Origin of the sequence: Actinoplanes sp. NPDC048796, assembly GCF_040650035.1 — a bacterium.
Taxonomy (GTDB): Bacteria; Actinomycetota; Actinomycetes; order Mycobacteriales; family Micromonosporaceae; genus Actinoplanes.
In genome coordinates this window covers 1-20,294 of the sequence record NZ_JBEZGO010000011.1, presented here as the reverse complement: position 1 = coordinate 20,294, position 20,294 = coordinate 1, and the positions used below count along the sequence as shown (strand labels likewise).

Annotated in this window: 21 protein-coding genes; 3 read left to right on the top strand and 18 right to left on the bottom strand. The window is 71.8% G+C overall.

The window, feature by feature from the left end; translation table 11 throughout:
- Positions 1-35: 35 nt before the first annotated feature.
- The 6 genes from AB0C26_RS34385 to AB0C26_RS34360 all read right to left on the bottom strand — a co-directional run bounded on the left by AB0C26_RS34385 (position 36) and on the right by AB0C26_RS34360 (position 5,823).
- Positions 36-485, bottom strand: a complete 450-nt coding sequence (locus AB0C26_RS34385; protein WP_360256155.1) for a hypothetical protein — start codon at positions 483-485, stop codon at positions 36-38.
- A 28-nt stretch (positions 486-513) separates the two neighbouring features.
- On the bottom strand, positions 514-1,260 hold the full coding sequence (locus tag AB0C26_RS34380; RefSeq protein ID WP_360256153.1) for a BTAD domain-containing putative transcriptional regulator: 747 nt from the start codon (positions 1,258-1,260) through the stop codon (positions 514-516).
- A 210-nt stretch (positions 1,261-1,470) separates the two neighbouring features.
- Positions 1,471-1,953 (bottom strand): peptidoglycan-binding domain-containing protein, encoded by a 483-nt coding sequence (locus tag AB0C26_RS34375; protein WP_360256150.1) that lies wholly within the window; start codon positions 1,951-1,953, stop codon positions 1,471-1,473.
- A gap of 150 nt (positions 1,954-2,103) precedes the next feature.
- Positions 2,104-4,434 carry a glycoside hydrolase family 9 protein gene (locus AB0C26_RS34370; protein ID WP_360256148.1) on the bottom strand — a complete coding sequence of 777 codons (2,331 nt, stop codon included), beginning with the start codon at positions 4,432-4,434 and terminating at the stop codon, positions 2,104-2,106.
- Between the two features lie 85 nt (positions 4,435-4,519).
- Positions 4,520-4,981 carry a DUF427 domain-containing protein gene (locus tag AB0C26_RS34365; protein ID WP_360256146.1) on the bottom strand — a complete coding sequence of 154 codons (462 nt, stop codon included), beginning with the start codon at positions 4,979-4,981 and terminating at the stop codon, positions 4,520-4,522.
- Between the two features lie 110 nt (positions 4,982-5,091).
- The gene (locus AB0C26_RS34360; RefSeq protein WP_360256144.1) at positions 5,092-5,823 is read right to left on the bottom strand and encodes a type II CAAX endopeptidase family protein; all 732 of its coding nucleotides are present in this window, start codon (positions 5,821-5,823) and stop codon (positions 5,092-5,094) included.
- A 135-nt stretch (positions 5,824-5,958) separates the two neighbouring features.
- On the opposite strand from AB0C26_RS34360, the gene AB0C26_RS34355 reads away from it, so the two are divergent.
- On the top strand, positions 5,959-6,309 hold the full coding sequence (locus AB0C26_RS34355) for a YciI family protein (RefSeq protein ID WP_360256141.1): 351 nt from the start codon (positions 5,959-5,961) through the stop codon (positions 6,307-6,309).
- On the top strand, positions 6,306-7,532 hold the full coding sequence (locus tag AB0C26_RS34350) for a sigma-70 family RNA polymerase sigma factor (protein ID WP_360256139.1): 1,227 nt from the start codon (positions 6,306-6,308) through the stop codon (positions 7,530-7,532). The genes AB0C26_RS34355 and AB0C26_RS34350 overlap by 4 nt, the downstream gene beginning before the upstream one ends.
- Here the strand turns inward: AB0C26_RS34350 and AB0C26_RS34345 are convergent.
- From AB0C26_RS34345 to AB0C26_RS34290, 12 genes are all read right to left on the bottom strand, one after another.
- Positions 7,527-8,324 carry a nitroreductase family protein gene (locus AB0C26_RS34345; protein ID WP_360256137.1) on the bottom strand — a complete coding sequence of 266 codons (798 nt, stop codon included), beginning with the start codon at positions 8,322-8,324 and terminating at the stop codon, positions 7,527-7,529. The two genes, AB0C26_RS34350 and AB0C26_RS34345, sit on opposite strands and share 6 nt — an antisense overlap.
- On the bottom strand, positions 8,324-8,650 hold the full coding sequence (locus AB0C26_RS34340) for a hypothetical protein (RefSeq protein ID WP_360256135.1): 327 nt from the start codon (positions 8,648-8,650) through the stop codon (positions 8,324-8,326). Before AB0C26_RS34340 ends, AB0C26_RS34345 begins: the two co-directional genes overlap by 1 nt.
- The gene (locus tag AB0C26_RS34335) at positions 8,647-9,348 is read right to left on the bottom strand and encodes a class I SAM-dependent methyltransferase (protein WP_360256132.1); all 702 of its coding nucleotides are present in this window, start codon (positions 9,346-9,348) and stop codon (positions 8,647-8,649) included. Before AB0C26_RS34335 ends, AB0C26_RS34340 begins: the two co-directional genes overlap by 4 nt.
- 108 nt (positions 9,349-9,456) lie before the next feature.
- Positions 9,457-10,572 carry an AI-2E family transporter gene (locus tag AB0C26_RS34330; RefSeq protein ID WP_360256129.1) on the bottom strand — a complete coding sequence of 372 codons (1,116 nt, stop codon included), beginning with the start codon at positions 10,570-10,572 and terminating at the stop codon, positions 9,457-9,459.
- Between the two features lie 50 nt (positions 10,573-10,622).
- The gene (locus tag AB0C26_RS34325) at positions 10,623-11,147 is read right to left on the bottom strand and encodes a hypothetical protein (RefSeq protein ID WP_360256127.1); all 525 of its coding nucleotides are present in this window, start codon (positions 11,145-11,147) and stop codon (positions 10,623-10,625) included.
- On the bottom strand, positions 11,144-12,130 hold the full coding sequence (locus AB0C26_RS34320; protein WP_360256125.1) for a LuxR C-terminal-related transcriptional regulator: 987 nt from the start codon (positions 12,128-12,130) through the stop codon (positions 11,144-11,146). Before AB0C26_RS34320 ends, AB0C26_RS34325 begins: the two co-directional genes overlap by 4 nt.
- A gap of 118 nt (positions 12,131-12,248) precedes the next feature.
- On the bottom strand, positions 12,249-13,601 hold the full coding sequence (locus tag AB0C26_RS34315) for a reverse transcriptase family protein (protein ID WP_360256123.1): 1,353 nt from the start codon (positions 13,599-13,601) through the stop codon (positions 12,249-12,251).
- 513 nt (positions 13,602-14,114) lie between these two features.
- Positions 14,115-14,906: a DUF72 domain-containing protein gene (locus tag AB0C26_RS34310; protein WP_360256121.1), complete on the bottom strand. Its 792-nt coding sequence runs from the start codon at positions 14,904-14,906 to the stop codon at positions 14,115-14,117.
- A gap of 28 nt (positions 14,907-14,934) precedes the next feature.
- Positions 14,935-15,762 carry a hypothetical protein gene (locus AB0C26_RS34305; protein WP_360256119.1) on the bottom strand — a complete coding sequence of 276 codons (828 nt, stop codon included), beginning with the start codon at positions 15,760-15,762 and terminating at the stop codon, positions 14,935-14,937.
- A 101-nt stretch (positions 15,763-15,863) separates the two neighbouring features.
- Positions 15,864-17,225: a hypothetical protein gene (locus AB0C26_RS34300; protein ID WP_360256116.1), complete on the bottom strand. Its 1,362-nt coding sequence runs from the start codon at positions 17,223-17,225 to the stop codon at positions 15,864-15,866.
- A gap of 67 nt (positions 17,226-17,292) precedes the next feature.
- On the bottom strand, positions 17,293-17,958 hold the full coding sequence (locus tag AB0C26_RS34295; protein ID WP_360256114.1) for a response regulator transcription factor: 666 nt from the start codon (positions 17,956-17,958) through the stop codon (positions 17,293-17,295).
- On the bottom strand, positions 17,955-19,055 hold the full coding sequence (locus AB0C26_RS34290; protein ID WP_360256111.1) for a sensor histidine kinase: 1,101 nt from the start codon (positions 19,053-19,055) through the stop codon (positions 17,955-17,957). The genes AB0C26_RS34295 and AB0C26_RS34290 overlap by 4 nt, the downstream gene beginning before the upstream one ends.
- Before the next feature lie 114 nt (positions 19,056-19,169).
- Here AB0C26_RS34290 and rsgA point away from each other — a divergent pair, with 114 nt between their 5' ends.
- A complete protein-coding gene (rsgA, locus tag AB0C26_RS34285) occupies positions 19,170-20,198 on the top strand; it encodes a ribosome small subunit-dependent GTPase A (RefSeq protein WP_360256109.1) in 1,029 nt (342 codons plus the stop codon).
- The last annotated feature ends 96 nt before the right edge of the window (positions 20,199-20,294 follow it).

Here is a 20,294-nt window from a genome sequence, read left to right as displayed (position 1 = left end):
CCGGAGCCTCTGGTGCGCCGCCGGCCTCGGCATGGTCACCCAGTGGCCGCGACGACGCGAATGATGCTTGCGCCGCCGACGACGGTTCCGCCCCGCTTTTCGGAATAGCTCACGTTGTAGTAACCCGGCCCGGCATCAGCCGGGATGACAACCTTGCTGACGGGTTTCGCCGCGGACGAGCCGGAAGGCCGGACCGGCGGGGCGTCGAAGGTGACGGACGACGGTGAACCGCTGGGCGAGCTTTTCAACTCGGTGACGCTGCCGAAAGGTCCGACCACCCGCACATTCAGCTCCACCGGAGAGTCGTCCGGCGTCCCTTCCTGAGTCTGCGCCGTCCAATGAAGGGTCAGTGTGTCGCCGGGCCGATAAGGCCTGTCGACATCATCTTCGGCGCAGCACGAGAACGTGACGATTTCTCCCGCCGGCCGGCTGGGCGAATCGTTCCCGCAGGCCGTGAGGAGCGCCAACAGCAGCGTGGTCGCCACTGCTCGCTCTCTCCTCACAGCCAAGATCTTAAGCGGACCGCACGCTCGCACGAGCGTGGTCGCCATTCATCGCCCCCGCGCGCATGGGGGCCAGCAGGCTCCGGTAGGCGTCCTCGAGCTCGGGTCCCGGATCGAGCCCGAGGATGTCGGAAAGCTGACGGCGTGCGCTCAGGTACACGTCGACGGCGGCCGACCGGCAGCCGATCTGCCGGTACACGGCGATGAGCCGGGCCTGCGAGTCCTCGTCCAGCGGCCGCAGCGCCGCCTGCTCGCGGACCAGCCCGACCACCTCGTCCGCCCGCCCGGCGGCGATCCGCAGGTCGGCGTACCAGTCGACGAGCTTGGCCTGCTCGGCCTTGACCGCGAGCACCCGCGGCGACTCGCCCAGCAGCGGCACGTCCAGCGCCACCGGCTCGTCCGCGTGGTCGATCACATCGGCGAGCGCGGCCTCGTACTCCGGGTCGCGCGCCGCCCGCAGGGCCGCCACATGGGCGAACCGCGCGCGGAACCGCGAGACGTCCACCTGTTCCCGCCCGATCGACAGCGCGTACGTGTCGCCGCAGGTCCGCAGCACGTGCCCACGCTGCCGGGGCGGGCACTCGGGCCCGAGCGCGGCCCGCAGGCGCTGCACGTATTTCTGCACGGTGGCCCGCGCCGAACGCGGCGGATCATCCGGCCACAGCGTCGCCACGATCGACTCGTACGGCGCCGCGGCCGGGGCGTAAAGGGCGAGAAGCCCGAAAAGGGCCCGCTGGGCGGGCGGTCCGAGGTCCACGGTACGAGCCCGGACCTCAACGGACACACGGCCGAACAACATCACGTCCACCAGAACCCCCGTTCACCGGTGTTGCGATGGCCCCCACGATAGCCACGGATTCCGTGCGGGGTGACCCATAGACCGGCATTTATCACGGTTCGGGGTTTCTGGTGCGCGAACCCGACACAAGGCCGCCCCACGCATGTGGGGCGGCCTCGTGTCGGCGAATCAGGGCAACGGCACGTTACGGCAGGTGAGCGTGTCGTTGTCCGGCCACTGCATCGTCCTTCGCGTCTCCGGCCCCCAGCCGCCGTCAGCCGAGATGCCGCCGTGCCACTGCTGCACGGCCTTGACCGCCGCGTACGTCTTCGGCCCGTACCGGTCCGGGGAGGCAAGACTCAGCGGGGTGGTGATCCCGAACCGGGAAAGCCGGCCCTTCTGGATGTAACAGATGTTGATCGCCGTCTGCATGGTCCTCAGGCTGGAGGTGTCCACCTTTCCGTCGTTCTGCTGCATGTAACAGGTCTGGTTGGTGCCGTACGCCGGAACCGGAACGGGATACCCGCTCTGGTAATTCACCACAACGCTGTTGCAGATCGGATAGGGAAGCGCCAGCGACGCCGGCCCACTCGCCGACGCCGCGGCCGCGGGCGCCACGGCCAGTCCCAGTCCAGCCGCACCGACCACCAGAGACGTAAGAATCTTGCGCATGTGGTTCCTCCAGGTCCGGGCGGCCGACCACCGGCCGCCACAACCTCGAGCCTGGCCGACCCCTCCGTACACCCCGTCCCACCGCAGCGACCACCTTCCGGCCGCCCCGCCGACCAGCGACCGGTACACGACCGGTACGCGGCCTGTCGATCAGGCCACCGTGCAGGCGCCTCCGTTGACCAGGAAGGAGGCGGGTTTCGGGTTGCTGCCGCTGTACGAGCCGTTGAAGCCCATGGTGACCGTCGCGCCGGGGGCCACGGAGCCGTTCCAGGACTGGTTGGTCACGGTGACGCGGGCGCCGCTCTGACTCCACTGGCCGGACCATCCCTGGGAGACCTTCTGGTTGCCGGGGAAGTCGAAGACCAGGGTCCAGCCTGTCCAGGCCGACGCGCCGGTGTTGGTGACGGCCACCGCGCCGCTGAAGCCGGAGCCCCAGTCGTCGGTGCTGTACGCCACCCGGCAGCCCGCGCCCGGCGTACCGGTGGGCGACGGCGTGGGCGTGGGCGACGGCGTGGGCGACGGCGACGGTGACGGCGACGGCGACGGGGTGGTGGGCGTCGTCCCGTCGGGTTCCTGGCCCCAGATGCGGGTGCCCGCCTCGTACAGCGGAACCTTGGGGTTCACCGCGGTGCCCGGCAGGTAGGACGGATCGTTCGCCGGGTCCCAGGTTCCGCCCTCGGGCACGCCGATCTTGAACTGCACCTCCATGCGGTACGCCGACTGGCCCGCCGGCGCGATCGTGTACCCGGCGCAGTTCACCTCGACGTACCAGATGTCGCCCGAGTACTGCTTCGCGGTGGCCGGCGCCGGACAGCCCTGCGTGTAACCCGGTGTGACCTGCGGGGCCGCGGTCCCTTCCCGGCGGAAGTAGTACCGGTACGAGGACTGGGTCAGCGCCCGGGCCGGGAAGGCCGACTTGTTGTAGATCATCACCTTGAGGCCGGTGGCGCGGGGCTCGTTCTGCATCACCGTGGTCTCCACAGTGACCTCGTCCAGGTCCGGCTTCTCGGCCACCGGGAAGCCGGCCGCGGGCGCGCCGCCGTACTCGCCGTAGAGCCGGGCCACGGCCGAGGTGAAGCCGGCGTTGTAGTCGACGGCCACCTCGTTCATCACGTAGTCGGTGCGGACGTCCTGGTAGGCGTCATTGGGCGAGGACGGGCCACCGACCAGGGCTCCGTACAGCACGTGCCGGGTGTCAGCCGGGGTGCTGCTGTTGTCCCACCAGGATCCGTGGGCCGTACGGTGGTGCGGGTTCTGCGGCGAGTTGGCGCCGAAGCCGATCAGGTAGCTGGACCCGCGCGGGTTGTCACCGAGCGCGTAGTTGATCTGCCGGACCGCGAAGTCGTGGTAGCGGGCCTTGCGGACCGGGTCGGTGAGCCGGTCGCTGTAGACCAGCGCGGCGAACGCCGTATTGGCCGCGTACCGCAGCGATCCCCAACTGTCGAGCACGGCCTCCCCGCCCGGCGAGTAGCGCACCTTGTCGCCGTTGACCCCGACGGTCCACCAGTCGAGCCAGCGGTTGGCGTCGTCGGCGTACTTCTGCTTGCCGGTCAGGTTGGCCAGCAGCACGTACGCCCCGAATTGCTTGTTGTCCCAGGCCAGAGTCCACTTGTACGAGCGTGTGGTGCTCTGCGGCTCGGTGCCGAGGGCGTCGTACTCACTCTCCGCCTTGGCCAGGTAGGCGGCGTCGCCGGTCGCCCGGTACAGCCAGATCGCGCCCCACACGAGCTCGTCCTGATATCCGCTCCACGACTTGTAGAAGGCGGCGGCGTCGGTGATGCAGTCGCTGTACGCCTTACGGACCGTGTCGGCGAAGGTGTAGAGCTGCCGGGCGTGGGTGAGCAGCTTGTCGGCGTACGCCGCGTCGGTGGGCCGGAACACCATCGAGCTCGCCGCCATCGCGGCCGCCGTCTCACCGGCGAGGTCCGCCCCGCCACAGCTGGCATCGATCTTGTACGCGGGGCGCGCCATCGGCATCACCTCGGCCGGGCCCCACCATTTGTGGTCGTCGTCGCCCTTGCCCACCTGCCCGTAGAGCACGTTGGGCGCGGGGTGCGCCTTGATGAAGTAGTCGTTGGGCACCCGCAGGTTGTCGAGGAAGGTGCCGAGCTGGCCCGAGGCCGCGTACGCGTCGCGGTTCTCGACCGCGCCCCAGGCCAGCATCGTGGTGGTGAACGCCATGGGGAAGCCGAACTTGACGTGGTCGCCGGCGTCGAACCAGCCGCCGGTGAGGTCGAGCCCCACATCGGAGCCGTCCTTCATGGCCGCGTCGCCGCGCCACGACACCTGGCTCCACGCGGGCTTCTTACCCGCGATCTGGGCCTGGTAGAAGAACATCGACTTCTGCAGCGCCTCGCCGTAGCTGAACGCGGGAGCCGCCGCGGCCGGGTCTGCACCGTGTCCGACGACGAACGCCGCGGCCGTGAGGGTGAGGGACAGGGCCGCCACGGCGGCGCGCCGGTACCAGGGGTTCGACCGCATGAGATCCACCTCGTTATCGACACTCTTCGATGGGAGCGCTCCCACATCGTACGGGCGCGTTTCCCATCTGTGAAGACGGTGACGATTACCAGCCCATCGTGCCGGGACCACCCTTGAAGGGGCCGACAATGCCGGAGGTGATCCAGCCGCCGTAGAAGTCACCCTCCTGCGGCCGGACGAGCTCGCCGTCGACCCGGCATTCGCCGACCCGGCTGGGATAGAAGGCCACGGCCCCGGCCATCTCCACGTACGCCGGTGTCGGCTGCTCGTAGGACCAGCCGGCCCGGGGCACCCGGACGTCACCGGCGATCAGATCCCAGTAGGTCGCGTCGCCCTTGAACTCGCAGTACGAACTCCCGGCGGCCGGCGCCAGCACCCCGGTCGCGATGTCGTCGCGGGGCACGTAGAAGACCGGCGGATGCGAGGTCTCCAGCACCCGCCAGCAGCGGACACTGTCGGCGATCACCTGCCCCGCGTGGACCACCGACACACGAGCGGCAGTGCGCTCGAGGCGCGGCGGCCGGGGATAATCCCAGACCGATTCCATCAGCTCACCTCCCTGAGTACTTCGCCGGGCGACCGGCCTACGGATGCACCGGTCCTCACCCGCGGATCTCCGGATAGTCGTCGAGCCCCGGCGCTGGCCGTCCGGCCCACTCACTGGTGGATCAAAGCCGGCAAAGCGAACAGCATGGTGGTGGACCAGGTGATGTGGGTCAGGATCGGGGCCAGGACCCCGCCGGTGACCCGGCGCTGGATCCCGAGGACGAGACCGAGAAGCGCGGCGGCGAAGACCAGCATCGCGTTGCCGGTGGCCACGGTCGCGGCGGCGTACACGACGGTGGAGATCGCGACCGGATGCCGCCGCCCGATGGCGGCGAACAGGGCGCCGCGGAAGAAGATCTCCTCGGCGATCCCGTTGAGCACGGTGACGGCTGCGATGAGGGCCGCTTCGCCGTAGCGGGCGTGGGCGAGCACGTCGTTGACCAAGTCCCGCAGGGCCGGGATCTCCCGAACGGCGAGCGCGCCGGCAATGAAGACGGCCGCGATGACCAGGCCGGTGACGACGGGCACGACGACCGGGCGCCGCCGTCGGCCTCGCCGCGGCGCTGATCCCAGGTGCAGCGGCCCGGACAACAGGGCGCCGATGATCCAGACGGCGGCCACCAGGACGGTGAGTGGGTAGAAGACCGCGTCACCGGGCCGCACCGAGAGCGAGAGACCGAGCAGGGTCGCGCCGACGGCGAGGGTGACCGCCGCGACGACCCGGCGCCGCCGAAACTCGCTGTCGCTCTGCCGGTGGTCGCGCTCGACCGGTTCGGCCAGCGCGGCCACAACCGCCCGCCCGGCTCGGATCAGCCGGCTCATCGGGTCCGCAGTTTTGGTCACCGCCGTTTCCTACCCGATGACGCCGCTCGGGAACGGTCTACATTTTTTGCGGGCGGTGTCCCGTACGGGCCGGTCCCGATCGTCCTTGTGCTGAGAGCCCCCGGCAGAGGCGGGGCTGCGATGGAGGAGAACACCATGGCCCAGTACGTCGCACTGACCTACACCGCCGACGTCGACTGGTCGGACCCGGAGCACGCGGAGGCGATGCGGGAGTACAGCCGGTTCGGCGCCGAGCACCGGAACGTCATCCGCGGCGGCGCGCCGCTCTACCCGACCAGCACGGCGACCACCGTACGGGTCGTCGGCGCCCGCGGCGGCGATGTGGTGACCGCCGACGGCCCGTACGCGGAGACCAAGGAGGCGCTGACCGGGTTCTACCTGATCGAGGCGGCCGACCTGGACGAGGCCGTGCGCGTCGCGGCCGAGATCCCGGCCGCGTGGAACGGCGCGGTCGAGGTCCGGCCCGTCATCGAGCTGGGCGGATGAGCGAACCGCACCACGCGCTCGCCGAGATCGTGCGGGCCGAGGGGACGCGCATCGTCGCGACCCTGGCCCGCACGCTCGGTGATCTGCAGTCCGCCGAGGACGCGATGCAGGAGGCCGCCGTCCGCGCGTTGCGTGAGTGGCCGCGCACCGGCGTACCGGAGAGTCCCCGGGCCTGGCTGATCGTGACCGCCCGGCGGGCGGCGATCGACCGGATCCGCCGCGAGAGCGCCCGGGCCGGAAAGGAGCGGGCCGGCATGGAGCTGATCCTGCCCGGCGATCTGCCGGACACCGTGGTCCGCGACGACCAACTGCGCCTGATCTTCACCTGCTGCCATCCCGCGCTCTCGCTCCCGGCCCAGGTGACGCTCACCCTGCGGGTGCTGTGCGGCCTGGACCTGCCCCAGATCGCCGCGGTGCTGCTCACCACCGAGTCGGCCGTCGCCAAACGGCTCACCCGCACGCGGGGCAAGATCGCGCGGGCGCGTATCCCGTACCGCGTCCCCTCCGACGAGGAACTGCCCCAGCGCCTGGCCGCGGTGTGCGCGGTCATCCACGCCTCGTACACGGCGGCCCACAGCCGGCTCGGTGGCGACACGGTCCGCGACCCCGGGGCGACCCGGGAGGCGGTCCGGCTGGCCCGGCTCGTGCAGGCCGCCATGCCGGACGAGGTGATGCCGGCGGCCGTACTGGCGCTGATCCTGCTCACCGAGGCCCGCACGCCGGCGCGCCTGGACGAGCACGGCGACCCGGTGATCCTGGCCGAGCAGGACCGGACCCGGTGGGACCGCGGGCTGATCGCCGAGGGCCTGCGGCTGCTGGATCGTTCGCTGCGCCGCTCCGGCGGCGTGGCCGACCCCTACCAACTGCAGGCGGCGATCGCCGCCGAGCACGCCCGCGCCGCCGATTACCGGGACACCGACTGGGCGGAGATCGTGCGGCTCTACGACCTGCTGCTGTCGGTACGCCCGGACGACGCCGCCCGGATCGCCCGGGCTGTCGCGGTGGCCGAGGCCCACGGCCCGGCGGCCGGGCTGAGTGCCCTCGACGCGATGCCGCGGGGTCCGGTCACGCATCGCTGGCAAGCTGTCCGGGCCGAACTGCTGGCCCGCGACGGCCACCTCACCGAAGCGGCCGACGGCATGCGGCGCGCGCTCACCCCGGACGTCAACGCGGCCGAGCGCCGGTACCGGGAGCGCCGCATCGCCCTCTGGGAGCAGTCATGACCGGGTGTCCCACCCCTGCTGCGGCGTGGCGCAGGTGCCGCGGAAGACGTACTGGGACGGCAGGCGGCGCTGCTCGCTGGTCCAGTCGATCGCCGGGCGCCGCTGCTCGGGTGGCAGGTAGCCGAGCCGATAGACGGCCATCAACTCGAGGTCGCCGGGCACCTCGAGCAGGCGGACGATCTCGTCCCAGCGCCCCGGAACCTCCATCGGGAAGGAGACGAACTGGATGCCCATGCCGAGCTCGACGGTCGCGAGCCAGAGGTTCTCCATCGCCGCGCCCATGCTGAACACCGAGTAGAACGAGGACAGCTCCCCCGGCCGGTACTCCGACCGGTCGAGCATCACGCCGAGCAGCAGCGGCGAGCCGGCCACGAGCTTGCGGTTCTCCTCGCCCAGCGTCTGCGGCACCCGCATGGCGTTCATCAGCTTCTGCCCGCGAGCGGTGAAGACCTGGCTCGTGAACGGGCGCAGCGGCGCCGGCAGCTTGTCGAACAGCATCCCGTCGCGCCGGCGTTCCATCTCCTGCTTGCTGAATCGGAAGTACGGTTTGTAGCGTTCGAAGAACGTGCCGTTGGACATCGCCTCGGTCATGCTCTCACCGCTGATCCGGGCGATGGCGTCGATGGTGGAGCGTTCCTCCACGATGACGAACCGCCAGGGCTGACTGTTCAGCTGCGACGGGGCTCGCCCGGCGACCTCCATGAGCAGCCGCTGGTGCTCCTCGGACACCGGGTCGGGCAGGAACGGGCCGTTGGTCGTCCGGCGACGGCGCACCACATCGAGAAACTCCATCAGCGACTCCTCCAGGCGAGAACGACAGCGGCGGCGAAGGCGGGAGCCGCCGAGGCGGCGAGGGTGGCATGCCGGCGGATGCCCGCGCCGGCGTACGGCAGCGCCGACAGCGGCCCGACGGCCGGGAGCAGCGCGAGACCGGCCGGGCGGCGCTCGACCGCGGCGGCGGCCAGGGCGAGGGCGGTCAGCGAGGACGTCGCCACGAACAGGCCGTGGTGGACCCAGCGCAGGCGCCGGTTGTCGATCACCTTGGCCGCGACGGCCGCACCGAACGCGGCGTTGGCCGCGTAACTCGCGGCGGCCGCGGTGACCAGGGTCCGGGTCATCGGCCGGCTTTCTCGTACGTGAGCAGCAGTCGCTGCGGGACCATCGGGGTGACCTGCCATCCGGGCGGTACGAGTTCCCGCAGCTCCGTGCGCCGGTAGCTGCGGCGGATGGACAGCAGGCCGTCCTGGTGCACGAAGGAGCCGCGGGCCAGGGGCAGCGTGGCGGCCGCGTACAGGCCGTACCCGAGCCGCCCTCGGGAGAGGTCGTTGTGGACGACGAGGTCGCGGGTCAGCGTCTCGCTGTCCGCCAGCAGAGCGGTCAGCTCGGCGGTGCCGAGATGGTGCAGCAGATGGTTGGAGATCACCACGTCGTAATGATCGCCCCGGGCGACCAGATCCGCACTCGACGCCCGCTCGAAGCGGACACCGGCGTCGGGCCGCCGCCGCACATGACGCAGAGCACGCTCGTCCGGGTCGATGGCCGTCGTCCGCAGCGCCAACCCGTCGCGCCGGGCCCACGTCGCCAGCGCGCGAGCGATGTCCCCGCCGCCGAACCCGATGTCCAGCAGCGTGGTGGGCCGGCGCGGGTCCAGCCGCGGCCGGATCCGGCGCAGGTAGACCCGCCGCCAGCCGGACACCAGCCGATTGATGGTGGTGAACTGGCGGTAGGTGCGTTCCAGCCGGTCGAGGTCGCAGCCGGGGTCGTCCATCAGCTCCCGTACCTCGGTGTTCCGCCGGGCCAGCCCCGCCCCTGTCATGCCGCCATCCTCATCCCTTCCGATCTTTCGGAGGGAGTTGATACCCCGTTCTCGGCTGACAGACGCGTCCAGGTGAGCTTTCTTCATTTGTCCGGCCGCGCGGCCCCGCTAGGCCGTCTGTTCGTTGCGGCCCGGGGCGTCGACCGGTACCTGGTTCTCGCCGACGGTCGGCTCGGTCTTCGGCCGGCCACGGCGAGCGTCCCAGAGATCGCGGGCGATGATCTGGATGATGCCGGCGACCGGGATGGCCAGCAACGCGCCCAGGATGCCGGCCAGCTCGACCGCTATGAGAATGGCGATCAGGACGGTCAGCGGGTTGACCTGCACCGTCCGCGCGAAGATGAGCGGCTGGAGCAGGTGGTTCTCGAGCTGCTGATAGAGCACGAAGAAGACGATGACCACGATGCCGGCGGTGATGGACTGGACGAAGGCGGCCAGGGTGGCGACGACCGCGCCCAGCGTGGCTCCGACCAACGGGATCAGGTCGGCCAAACCCACGAACAACGCGATCAGACCGGCGTACGGGACCCCCATGATCGCGAGCACCGCGTACGTGAGGCCGCCGCAGATGACGCTGATCAGCAGGTTGCCGGTGATGTAGCCGGTGATGGTCTTGGCGCAGTCGTGGCCGACGCGGCGGATCCGCTCGGCGCGCCGGTCGTCGAACAGGGCGAGGAAGCCGGTCACGACCTTCGGCGCTTCCAGCACCATGAGGTAGGCGAGCACGAAGACCGTCACGATGCCGGCCACGCTGGTCGCCGCGCCTCGGAGGGCGGCCAGGGTGGGCGCACCCAGACGGCCCCCGTACTCCCGGAACTGGTCGGCGTGATTCTGCGCGTACTCCAGCAGATTGAACCGCACGATGAGGCCACCGACCGGGCCACGGCCGGCCCGGGCGTCCTCGACGATCTTCGGGAAGTCGGCCACCACTTGGCTGCCCTCCCGCACCAGGGGCACGACGAACAGCGTGACCAGCGCACCGATCAAGAGGAAGGCGACGAGGAAGACCAGCAGCGTGGCCAGCCAGCGCCGGCCGAACGCCGCCCGGCGCTGCACCCACGTCACGGCCGGGTTCAGCGCGATCGCGAAGAACACGGCGACCACGATCCAGGTCAGCACTTGGCTGGTCGCCTGAACCAGGCGATAGAGGAGGAAGGTCGCCACCACCAGCCCGATGACGACCATCGTCCGCCGGGCGGTGGATCGAATGTCTGTATCGCTCACTGTGCGTCGATACCCGGCGCGGGTCACACCAAACGGACGCCCACCCCTGGCTACTGGTCAGGGAAGACGCACACCGCGCAGTACGAGGGCTGGTCGGGGTTGGACTCGACGAAGAGGACGAGCCGGCTGATCAAGCTGTCGCCGACCGGGATCGGCGTGCCGGTCACCGTGCCGTCCACGGCGGTGTCGACCCGAAGGCAGGCGACCCGGGCCGTCCACACCCGCATCAGGCAGAGCCCGAAGACCGGAGTCGCCGGCGGCGGACGGTAGTCGATGGTGACGCCGGGCGAGCCGGGCTGGGGATATGGCTGGAGCTGGTCGGAATGGATCGCCGGGTTGGCGTCGCCGGGCCGGAACAGCGCCACCGCCCAGCTGTATCCCTGCTGGTAGCCGTCGCACTGCGCGATCTGCGCCGGCACCCGATAGTGCCCCTGCGCGTCGACCGTGACCGCGCCGAACGAGCCGGTCGCGCACGGTGCCTGATGCCAGGAGTTGAGCGCCTGCGCCACGCCGGGCAGGCCGAGAAGAGCGGCGACGGTCGCCATCGCCGTACAGGCAAGTATCTTTTTGATCATTTTGGTCCGTTCTCGTCGTAAGGCCGCACCGCGCCGGCCGCGCCGAGCACCAGGGCCAGTTGGAAACGGTTCTGTACACCCAGGCGGTCCATCAGGGCGCGCAGGGCGTATGCCACCGTGCGAGGGCTCAGTCCGAGCTCCTCGGCCGCCGTCTGGTCGGTGTGCCCCATGGCGAGCAGACCGACCAGCGCGCTCTCCCGCGGCGACAGCTCGATCGGAATCATCTCCTGGCGAAAAGGATCGCGGCCCTGACCCCAGAGCCGCTCGAACAGGTCGCACAAAGCGGTCACGAAGCGGGCGTCGGTGACCTCGACATAGCCCCGTTCCAGGTTCAGCGGATCGGCCGGGAACAGGGCCACCCGGCGGTCGAAGACCAGCAGCTTGAGCGGCGGCGCCGCGATCTGCCGGTACGGTCCGAGCGGCGCCGGCCCGGTGCCACCGTCCGGCGAGGGCGGCGGCGGTCCGATCACCCGCAGCCGTACGCCGCGGGCGGCCAGCCGCCGTTCGACCGGCTGAGCGGCCGACAGCGACTCGGCGCTGATCACCGGCTCGTTGTTGACGGCCAGGTGCTCGTGGCGCTCGAGTCCGGCGAGTTTCGCCACCCGGTCGCGGGTGACCGCCCGGTTCGGCCACAGCCGGGACGGCACCTCGAACGGGCCGGCCGCGGCGATGCCGTCCACTGTGGCGAAGTGGTGCCGCCATCGCTCGGCCGCCGACGGCGGCGCCGGCGGCCGGTGACTCAGCCGGCGTACGACCTCGCCCGGCGCCCGGGCCGCCCAGGAGTTGCCGGCCGCGGTGGTGGCCCCGGCGGCCACGAGCTCGTCCAGCGCGGACGCCGTCCGGGCCCGGGCCAGACCGAGTTCTCGGCTGAGCCGATGCCGATCGGCCGGCCCCAGCACGGCGAGCGCCCGGTACACCAGATCCGCGTCGGCCGACAGGCCCCAGCGCGTGAGCGCCGGGATGGCCCCCGTGTCCACCGGCATCGATCACCCCCACCGCGAAGGCCGGTCCCCCCGTACCGACCGGCGGGATCAGAACACCACCGGCGCGGGCGGCAGGGAAACCCCTCGGGCGCAGATTGCGTAATCCTGCAAGAGCCTGTCAGGGGGACGACACGCGGTCGAGCAGGCCTTTCAACTTCGCGGCGCGGGACGGGTGGTGCCGGGACATCCACGCGACCCGGCCGGCCAGGTGGGCGGCGAAGTCGGGGTGCCCCTCACGGTTGGCCGCCGCCAGTCCGTGCGTGGCGGCGTCGTGCAGGATGGCCCGCAGGCGGTCGTAGTCCTCGCGGCGCACCGCCGGACGGTCGTTGACGACCAGGCCGGTCAGTTCCTGACGCTGCGACCGGCGCCGGACCCGGGTCTTACCCGGGTGCACCCGGAACCCCTCCTCCCGGGCGATCTGCCCGGCCAGGGCGACCAGCCGGGCGACGCGGCCGTCGGCGAGCGTGCCCGAGAAGGCCAGGTCGTCGGCGTACCGCCCGTAGGTGAGGCCGAATCGGTCGGCCAGCCCGCTCAGCCGCCGGTCCAGCCGGAAGGCGCAGAGATTGGCCAGCGCGGGAGACGTGGGCGCCCCCTGCGGCAGGTGCGGCTGTCGCAACAGCGCGGCCAGGTACGGATCGGGCGCGGCGCGCAGGACCCGGGCCGGGGTCCGCGTGGTGGTCAGGGCGGTCAGCGCGTGCGCCACGGGCTCCGGATAGCCGACGCCGAGGAAGAGCCCGTAGATCCGCGCCGCCGTGATGCTGGAGAAGAAGGCCCGCAGGTCCATGCTCACCAGCACGCCGGCGCCCGCGTGGGCCCGCGCGAAGGTGTGCGCGTCCCGGCCCGGCACGAATCCGTGGACGCGGGCGTGGACGGGCACACGCGACAGGATCTGATCGAGCACCTGCCGTTGAAGGGCGCGCATCCGCGGCTTGGGCGCCTCGATCAGCCGATGCGGGAGCCAGGTGTAGCGGTAATGCCGCAGCCGCTCGTCGCGGGCGTGCCGGTTTATCTCACGGCGGTCGGCGAACCAGTCGAGAGCGTCGCCGTCGAGACCGAGGAACTCCGCGAGGCCGGCCAGATCGTCGATGCCGGGCGCACCCCACCGCATCCGTACGGCCCGCACCGGCACCACCGGCCGATGCCGCACGACCGCCCGCCGCACCGCGACCCGCGGCCGGCTCTCGAGCCCGGCCAGGAAACGGCGCAGCTCCCGGGGCCGGTCGGCGGGAGCACGCGGATAGGCCAGCAGCACGGCGCCGACCAGCCGCCGGGCGCGGGCTGGGCGGCCGGCCACCACGGAACCGACCATCGCCACCATGTCCTCGGGCCGCCAGCTCGTGGCGAGCAAAGCGTCGGCCAGAGCGCCCGCGACCCGCCATGGAGCGGCAGCGTGCCCCGACGATTCCCGGTCGTGCCTGCGCCGGACTGCGCGAAGCGCGGAGGCGCGCCGGCGATGCGCTGCGGTGGTCACTCAAGCTTCCTCGGGGTTACCCCGAAGAGACCCTCGCCGCCGGATCGACGGGCGACGGTCAAGCTCGGGACACGCTGCCACCCGGCCAGCATAGGGTTCCCCCGCCACCTCGCGGCCGGGATCCCCGTGGCGGCGGATCAGCCGGCGATCGCCCGAACCTGGAGCACGTTCTGCTCGACGGTCAGGTCGATCGAATCCGGGTAGTTGAGCGCCCTTGACTCAACCTCCCTTCCACCGATACAACGAAGGGAACCAGGCGTCAAGACCTTGCGCCCCGGCCCGCATCCGCTCGCAGGAGGTGATCATCGATGTGGTCGCAGCCACCGCCGCCGGTCGCTGACTGGTGGGTCCTGCATGTCGCGGCCAGCCCGCACGAAGTCCAGGAAGTCCTCGTCGAGGCCTGCGTCCATCAGCGCGCCCGCGCGCTCGCCGACCCGGAGTACCCGGCCTACCTGGCCGGCCAGGGCAGCCCCGCCGAGCCCCCGGCGTGGCTCAGCTTCGCCCGCGCCGAGCTCAACCGCCGCGGACACCCGACCCGCTGGTGCGAGCCGGACTGCCATCATCGCGACGTCCGCCACCTGAGTCCCCTGACCCCGGGCGCACGAGCCGGCGGAACCGCTCCGCGTCGGCCGCGCGGGGCAGATTGTTGAACATCACGTACGCCGGTCCGGCGCCGACGATGCCGTCGAGCCGGGCCAACTCGCCGTCGCTGTAGACGTGCCGGGCGCCGGTGATGCCGTGCAGCCGGTAGTAGGCCGTCGGCGTCAGGCTGAGGCGCAGGAACGGGTCGGCCGCGTGGGTCAGGTCCAGCTCCTCACAGAGGCCCCGGACCAGCTCGTCCGGCCACGGCCCGCGCGGCTCCCACACCAGCCGGACGCCGGCCGGCCGGCGCGCCCGGGAGCAGAACTCGCGCAGCCGCGCGACGGCGCTCCCGGTCGGCCGGAAGCTCGCCGGGCACTGGAGCAGGATCGCGGTCGCGCCCAGAATCCCGGCGCAGCCCAGCGTCGTGTCCCAGGCCCGCGCGACAACGGGCGTCCAGCGGAAGCCGCCCGCCTCCGCCCGCTCCTCGGCGCTCAGCGGCGTGCGCAGCCGCCGGTAGGTCGGGCTCTTCGCCTCATGAGTGATCAGCTGCCACGCCTTGACCGTGAACTCGAACCCGGGCGGAACGGCGGCCCGCCACCGCCGCAGCGTCGCCTCGCGGGGCGGCTCGTAGAACGTCTGCTGCACCTCCAGCACCTCGAAGCGCCGCGCGTAGGACGCCAGCGCCATCCCGGCACCGCACAAACCGACCTTCACTGCCGTCATACGCGGTTCATACCCGTCCGATCCCGGCTCAAGACGCGCCCGTCGGCCCGCTCGCGGTCAGGCCGGTCAAGGACAGGCGGTGAACGTCGTCGGGGTTGTAGAGCGTCACCGTCCGGCCGGGCATGTGCATCGCTCCGACACGGGGTGCCAGATCTTTGACGCGCACCCCGTGCTCTTCGGCGATGCCGGGCACCTGCTCGACCGGCACCTCCCAGATCGCGGCGGCCTTCTCGGCGGGCCACCACGACTCCACGGTCAAGCAGGCCGGCACCCGCTCCACCTGGTGCCGCACCGGCACCCCGGACGCGGCGAGACGGTCGGCCATCCAGTGGGCGAGCCCGGCGGCGCCGGCGAGCCTGACCGCCCGCCGGGCCGGCTCGAAGTCACCGCTGATCGTCTGCCCGCCGGTGTGCAGCGCGACCCGCACGCCGAGAAACGCCTCGAGCTTGTGCCGCTCCGTCACCGTGACCTCGCGCAGGTCGCTCAGCGGGATCTCTTGCGAACGCCACCCCTGCCGCAGGGTGAGCGTGGCGGGCGCGTGGCCGGAGCGCAGCACGAGCCACCGCACCTCGGTCGCGGCGATCCGCGCCGATATGCCCGCGACCACGACCCCGGCCACCGCGAACACCACGAGCAGGACCACGGCGGCCTGCCACAGGGCTGACCACCCGCCGAGGCCCACGGCGACCGCCAGCGTGACCACGGTCAGCGGGGTCGCCAGCACGGCCGGAATCAGCAGGCCGGCAAGCGCCGAGGTCAGAAGATGAGCGGCGAAGCGGGGAATCAGGACCACCCGCCACCCGTCCGGATCGGCCGTCACGAACTCCTGAAGATCACGGGGAACGGATGCCTCCATCACCACAGGCTATCAACCCGGTTGAAGGGTGGCAGGTCCGTCCGTCCTCAGTGGCCAGTGAACCCGCCGGTCCGTTCGAGTGAACATGTCGTCCTCCTTCCTCACGCGTCGATGAGCTGGACGTTCGCCCGGCCGGGCGGCCGGCGCAGGACGGCGGCACCGAACAGCGCCGTCAGGACGGCGACGCCGCACAGGAACAGCCGGTCGGTGAGGGTCTGCGCATTGCCGACGAGGCCGAACAGCGTGTGCCCGAGCAGGGCGCCGAACGCCGCCGCGGCGAGGTCGCGGGTGGTCCAGGCGACGGTCCAAGCCGCGTACAGCAGGCCCGCGACGATCAGCGCCCCGGCCGCCATGGGCAGCAGCGACCAGGCCCCGTGGGTGAACAGCGGCTGCTCGGCGCCGCCGAACGGCCAGATCAGCGCGAGGAAGCCGAAGGCGGCGACGGCCCCACCGACGGCGACGACCGGGATCGCGGGCGCTTTCCGGCGGCGGGCCGGGCGCAGCCGCACGCGCAGGGCCAGCAGGGTCACCGCGGCCGCGAGCAGAGCGATGACCACGACGGCGGTGAGCGGCATCGTGTAACCGGGGTCCTCGGACGGCGGCACGCTCACCCGCACCAGCAGCGCGCCGAGAACGGCGACGACCCCGGCCGCGATCAGGCCGCCGCGCCGCAGATAGGGGGCCGTGCCGTGCCGTGCGAACAGGTACTCCACCACGATCACCGGGACCGCGACGCTGAACACGGCGTGGTAGACAAGATTCAGTTCGGTGTAAGCGGTGTTCACCCCGAGCAGCCTCGGCGACCACCCGGCCGCCCCGTACAGATGCGGGCTGGTCAGGCTCCGCAGCACCAGGCCTTCCTCGACCAGCCCGTAGGCCACGCCGAGCAGCAGCAGGTTCCCGTACCCGCCGCCGGTCCGCCGCAGGATCTCGCGCAGCGCCAGCGTGCCGGCGGCGTAGATCGGCGCGAAGACCAGCCACGCCCAGGCCATCCGCAGGGGAACGCTGCCGAGGCTCACCTCGGCGCAGAGCGGGGCCAGCACGGCGAGCACGAGCGCGGCTCGCCGATGGCGCGGCCGCTCATCCGGTACGGCGGGGAAGGCGCCCCGGACGACCGGCCGGTTGACCGCGACGATCAGGACCGCCAGCACCGCGAGCTGTGCCGCCTCGACCGTGCGCAGCCAGGCGGGATGCCCGCCCAGGACGAGCTGTGCGGCCACCGCGGCGAAGCCGGCCACCGAGACGATCCGTACCCGGCGGTAGGCGGTGGCCGAGCCGTTCCGCAGCCGCCGGATGACCCACCCGTAGCCGATCGCCACGAGCAGGATCAGGATCTGGTTCGGGCCGAGCGTGACGGCGTGCCCGGCCAGCCCGGCGACGGTGGCGAGGACGCTGAGGGCGATGCTCACGACGAGCACCACGACGACCAGGCGGACCGCCGCGCGCTGCTCCGGAGAAGTCATGTCCCGACGGTAGGGATCCGTGGTGTCCCGGCGCCTCCGGCAATGGACGGGTCCCGGCTCTCCTCCTTCAGGATGAGGGTCGCGGCCGGACCAGTCCGAGGTCGTACGCCAGCACGACGGCCTGCACCCGGTCGCGCACCTGAAGCTTGCGCAGGATGGCCGAGACGTGTGTCTTGGCCGTGGCCTCGGTGACCGTGAGGCGGTCCGCGATCTCGGCGTTGGAGGCGCCCCGCGCCAGCAACGTCAGCACCTCCCGCTCCCGGTCAGTGAGCCGGTCCAGGGTGTCCGAGGGCGCGGCCGGGGTGAAATCGGTCGCCCGGAACCGGTCCAGCAGCCGCCGCGTCGCGGTCGGGGCGAGCAGGGCGTCACCGCCGGCCACCACCCGGATCGCCTCGACCAGGTCGGCCGGCCGCACGTCCTTGAGCAGGAAACCGCTGGCCCCGGCGCGCAGCGCGGCGTAGAGCGGCTCCTCCAGGTCGTACGTGGTCAGGATGATCACTTTGAGGGCGCCGGTCGCCGCGGTGAGCCGGGCCGTGGCGGAGACCCCGTCGAGTCCCGGCATCCGCACGTCCATCAGCACCACGTCGGGCCGGGTCTGCCCGGCCAGCCGGATCGCCTGCTCGCCGTCGCCCGCTTCACCGACGACCTCGATGTCGTCGCGGGACTCGAGGATCATCCGGAAGCCGGCGCGCACGAGCGCCTGGTCGTCGGCGATCAGCACCTTGATGGTCACGACGTCTCCCGTACCGGAAGCCAGGCCTCCACCTCGAAGCCGGCGCACCCCGGCCGTGGCCCGGCGTGCAGCGTGCCGCCGAGCAGCGAGGCCCGTTCCCGCATGCCGGCCAGCCCGTGTCCGTCGCCGCGAGCCCCGGCCGGCCCCCGGCCGTCGTCCCTGACCCGCACCCGCATCTCCGACTCGCCGATCCGCACCAACACCTCCGCCGCCGACGCGCGGGCGTGCCGCAAGGTGTTGGTCAGCGCCTCCTGCACGATCCGGTACACACCCACCTGCACTCCCCACGGCACCTCGCCGTCACCGTCGCACACCAGCGTCACTCGCAGACCGGTCCCGCCCATCGTGTCGGTCAGCCGGGGCAGGTCGGCCAGCGTCGGCTGCGGAGCCGCGCGGTCGATGCCGTCGCCCGCCTCGTCGTCAGGCCCGTCGTCCGCCCGGACCGTGCGCAGGAAGCCACGCAGCTCGGTCAGCGCCTGCCGCCCGGCCTCCTCGGTGCGCCGCAGCGCCTCCCGCGCCCGCTGCGGATTCGACTCGAAGACGTCGTCGGCCGCGGCCGCCTGCACCACCATCACCGACACCGTGTGGGCGAGCACGTCGTGCAGGTCGCGGGCGATCCGGGCGCGTTCCTCCAACACCGCCCGCCGCCGCTCGGCCACCCGCCGCTCGCCGCGGGCCCGCGCCAGGGCGCCCCAGCTCCAGGCCAGCAGCGCCGCGCCCAGCCACAACGCGGCCGCCGTCCAGTGCCCGCGCACCACTGCCGGACCAGCGACACAGACCACCGCCAACCCAAGAATCCACAGGGTCTCGGCGGCCGGTCGCAGCCACGCGCAGGTGCACAGCACCACGAAGGCGATGCCCGGGCCGAACAGCGGGAACATCGTCTGCAACCCGGCGCTCGCCAGCAGAACCACCGCGGCGCCCCGGCGGGGATGCCGGTCGAGCTCCCACAGGGCCGCCGCCTGGGACGCCGTCAAGACCAGCGCGCACGTCAGCGTGAGAGGGCTCGGAGAATATGCCAGCACCGGCACGGTCGCCGCCACGGACACGACCACCAGAACCGTGCGCCACCGTCGCGGCAGCCTCGCGGTCGTCATGGCACTGCTTCGGATACGGCCACGCGTCGAGCGTAGGTGACGTCCCCGGGGCTCTTCTCATCCAGCAGCGTCACGGAGCTGGTGTATGACGTAACGTGACGGCGGAGGTGATCGATGAACCGGCTTCTCGACGCGCTGACCTCGCTGGGCTGGGCTCCCGGCACACCCCTGTTCTTCTCCGGGCCCGAGCGGCCGGGCCGGGTCTCGGTGGTGCACGGCCCGAGCATCGAAGTGATCTGGTTCCCGTCCGGCGCCGAAGCCGAGACCACAGTGTTCGAGCTGCGCCGCGATCTCAACCTGCGGCCGGTGGCCGGCGACTGGATCGTGATCGACGGCGGGCAGCCGGTGCGGGTGGTGCCGCGGCGGACGTCGCTGTCGCGTCCCGATCCGAACGAGAGGGACATCCAGGTTCTCGCGGCCAACATCGACACGGTGATGATCGTGTTGCCGATCGACCGGGGCCTGAATCTCAAGAACCTCGAGCGGCTCTCGGTGATGGTGTGGGACAGCGGCGCCGACCCGCTGATCGTGCTCACGAAGGCGGACGCCACCGACGGCCCGGGACCGGTTGTCGACGAGGCGCAGGCGGCCGCGCCCGGGGTGCCGGTGGTTCTGACCAGCGCCGTCGACGGGCGAGGGCTCGACGAGTTGCGGTCGCGGATGGGCGCGGGGACGACCACGACCATGCTCGGCCCGTCCGGAGTGGGCAAGACGTCGCTTCTCAACGCGCTGGAAGGCCACGCCGAGCCGGTTCGCCAGGTCCGGCGCGACGGTCAGGGCCGGCACACGACGACCACCCGCAAGCTGTACCGGCTGGGCACCGGCGGCGTGCTGCTGGATCTGCCGGGGATTCGATCGCTCGACCTGTACGCCAGCGACGCCGCGGTGGAGGAGACCTTCACCGACATCGCCGCCCTGGCCGCGTACTGCCGGTTCCGGGACTGCGCTCACGACGGCGACGAGGGCTGCGCGGTCGAGGCCGCGGTGGCCGCCGGCGAGTTACCCGAGCGGCGGTGGCAGAGCTGGCATGCGATCCGGCGGGAGATGGCGTACCAGTCGCGGCGCAGCGATCCGGCGGCCATGGCCGCCCAGCGTCAGGAGTGGAAGCGGATCACGAAGGCGAGCAGGAAGACCGGCCGCTGATCTAGGTGTTCTGACCCGTGAGGTTGGGGACGCGGCTGGCGGGTGGTTGGCCGCCGAGTGCGGTGTGTCCGCGGTGATGATTGTAGGAGTGCAGCC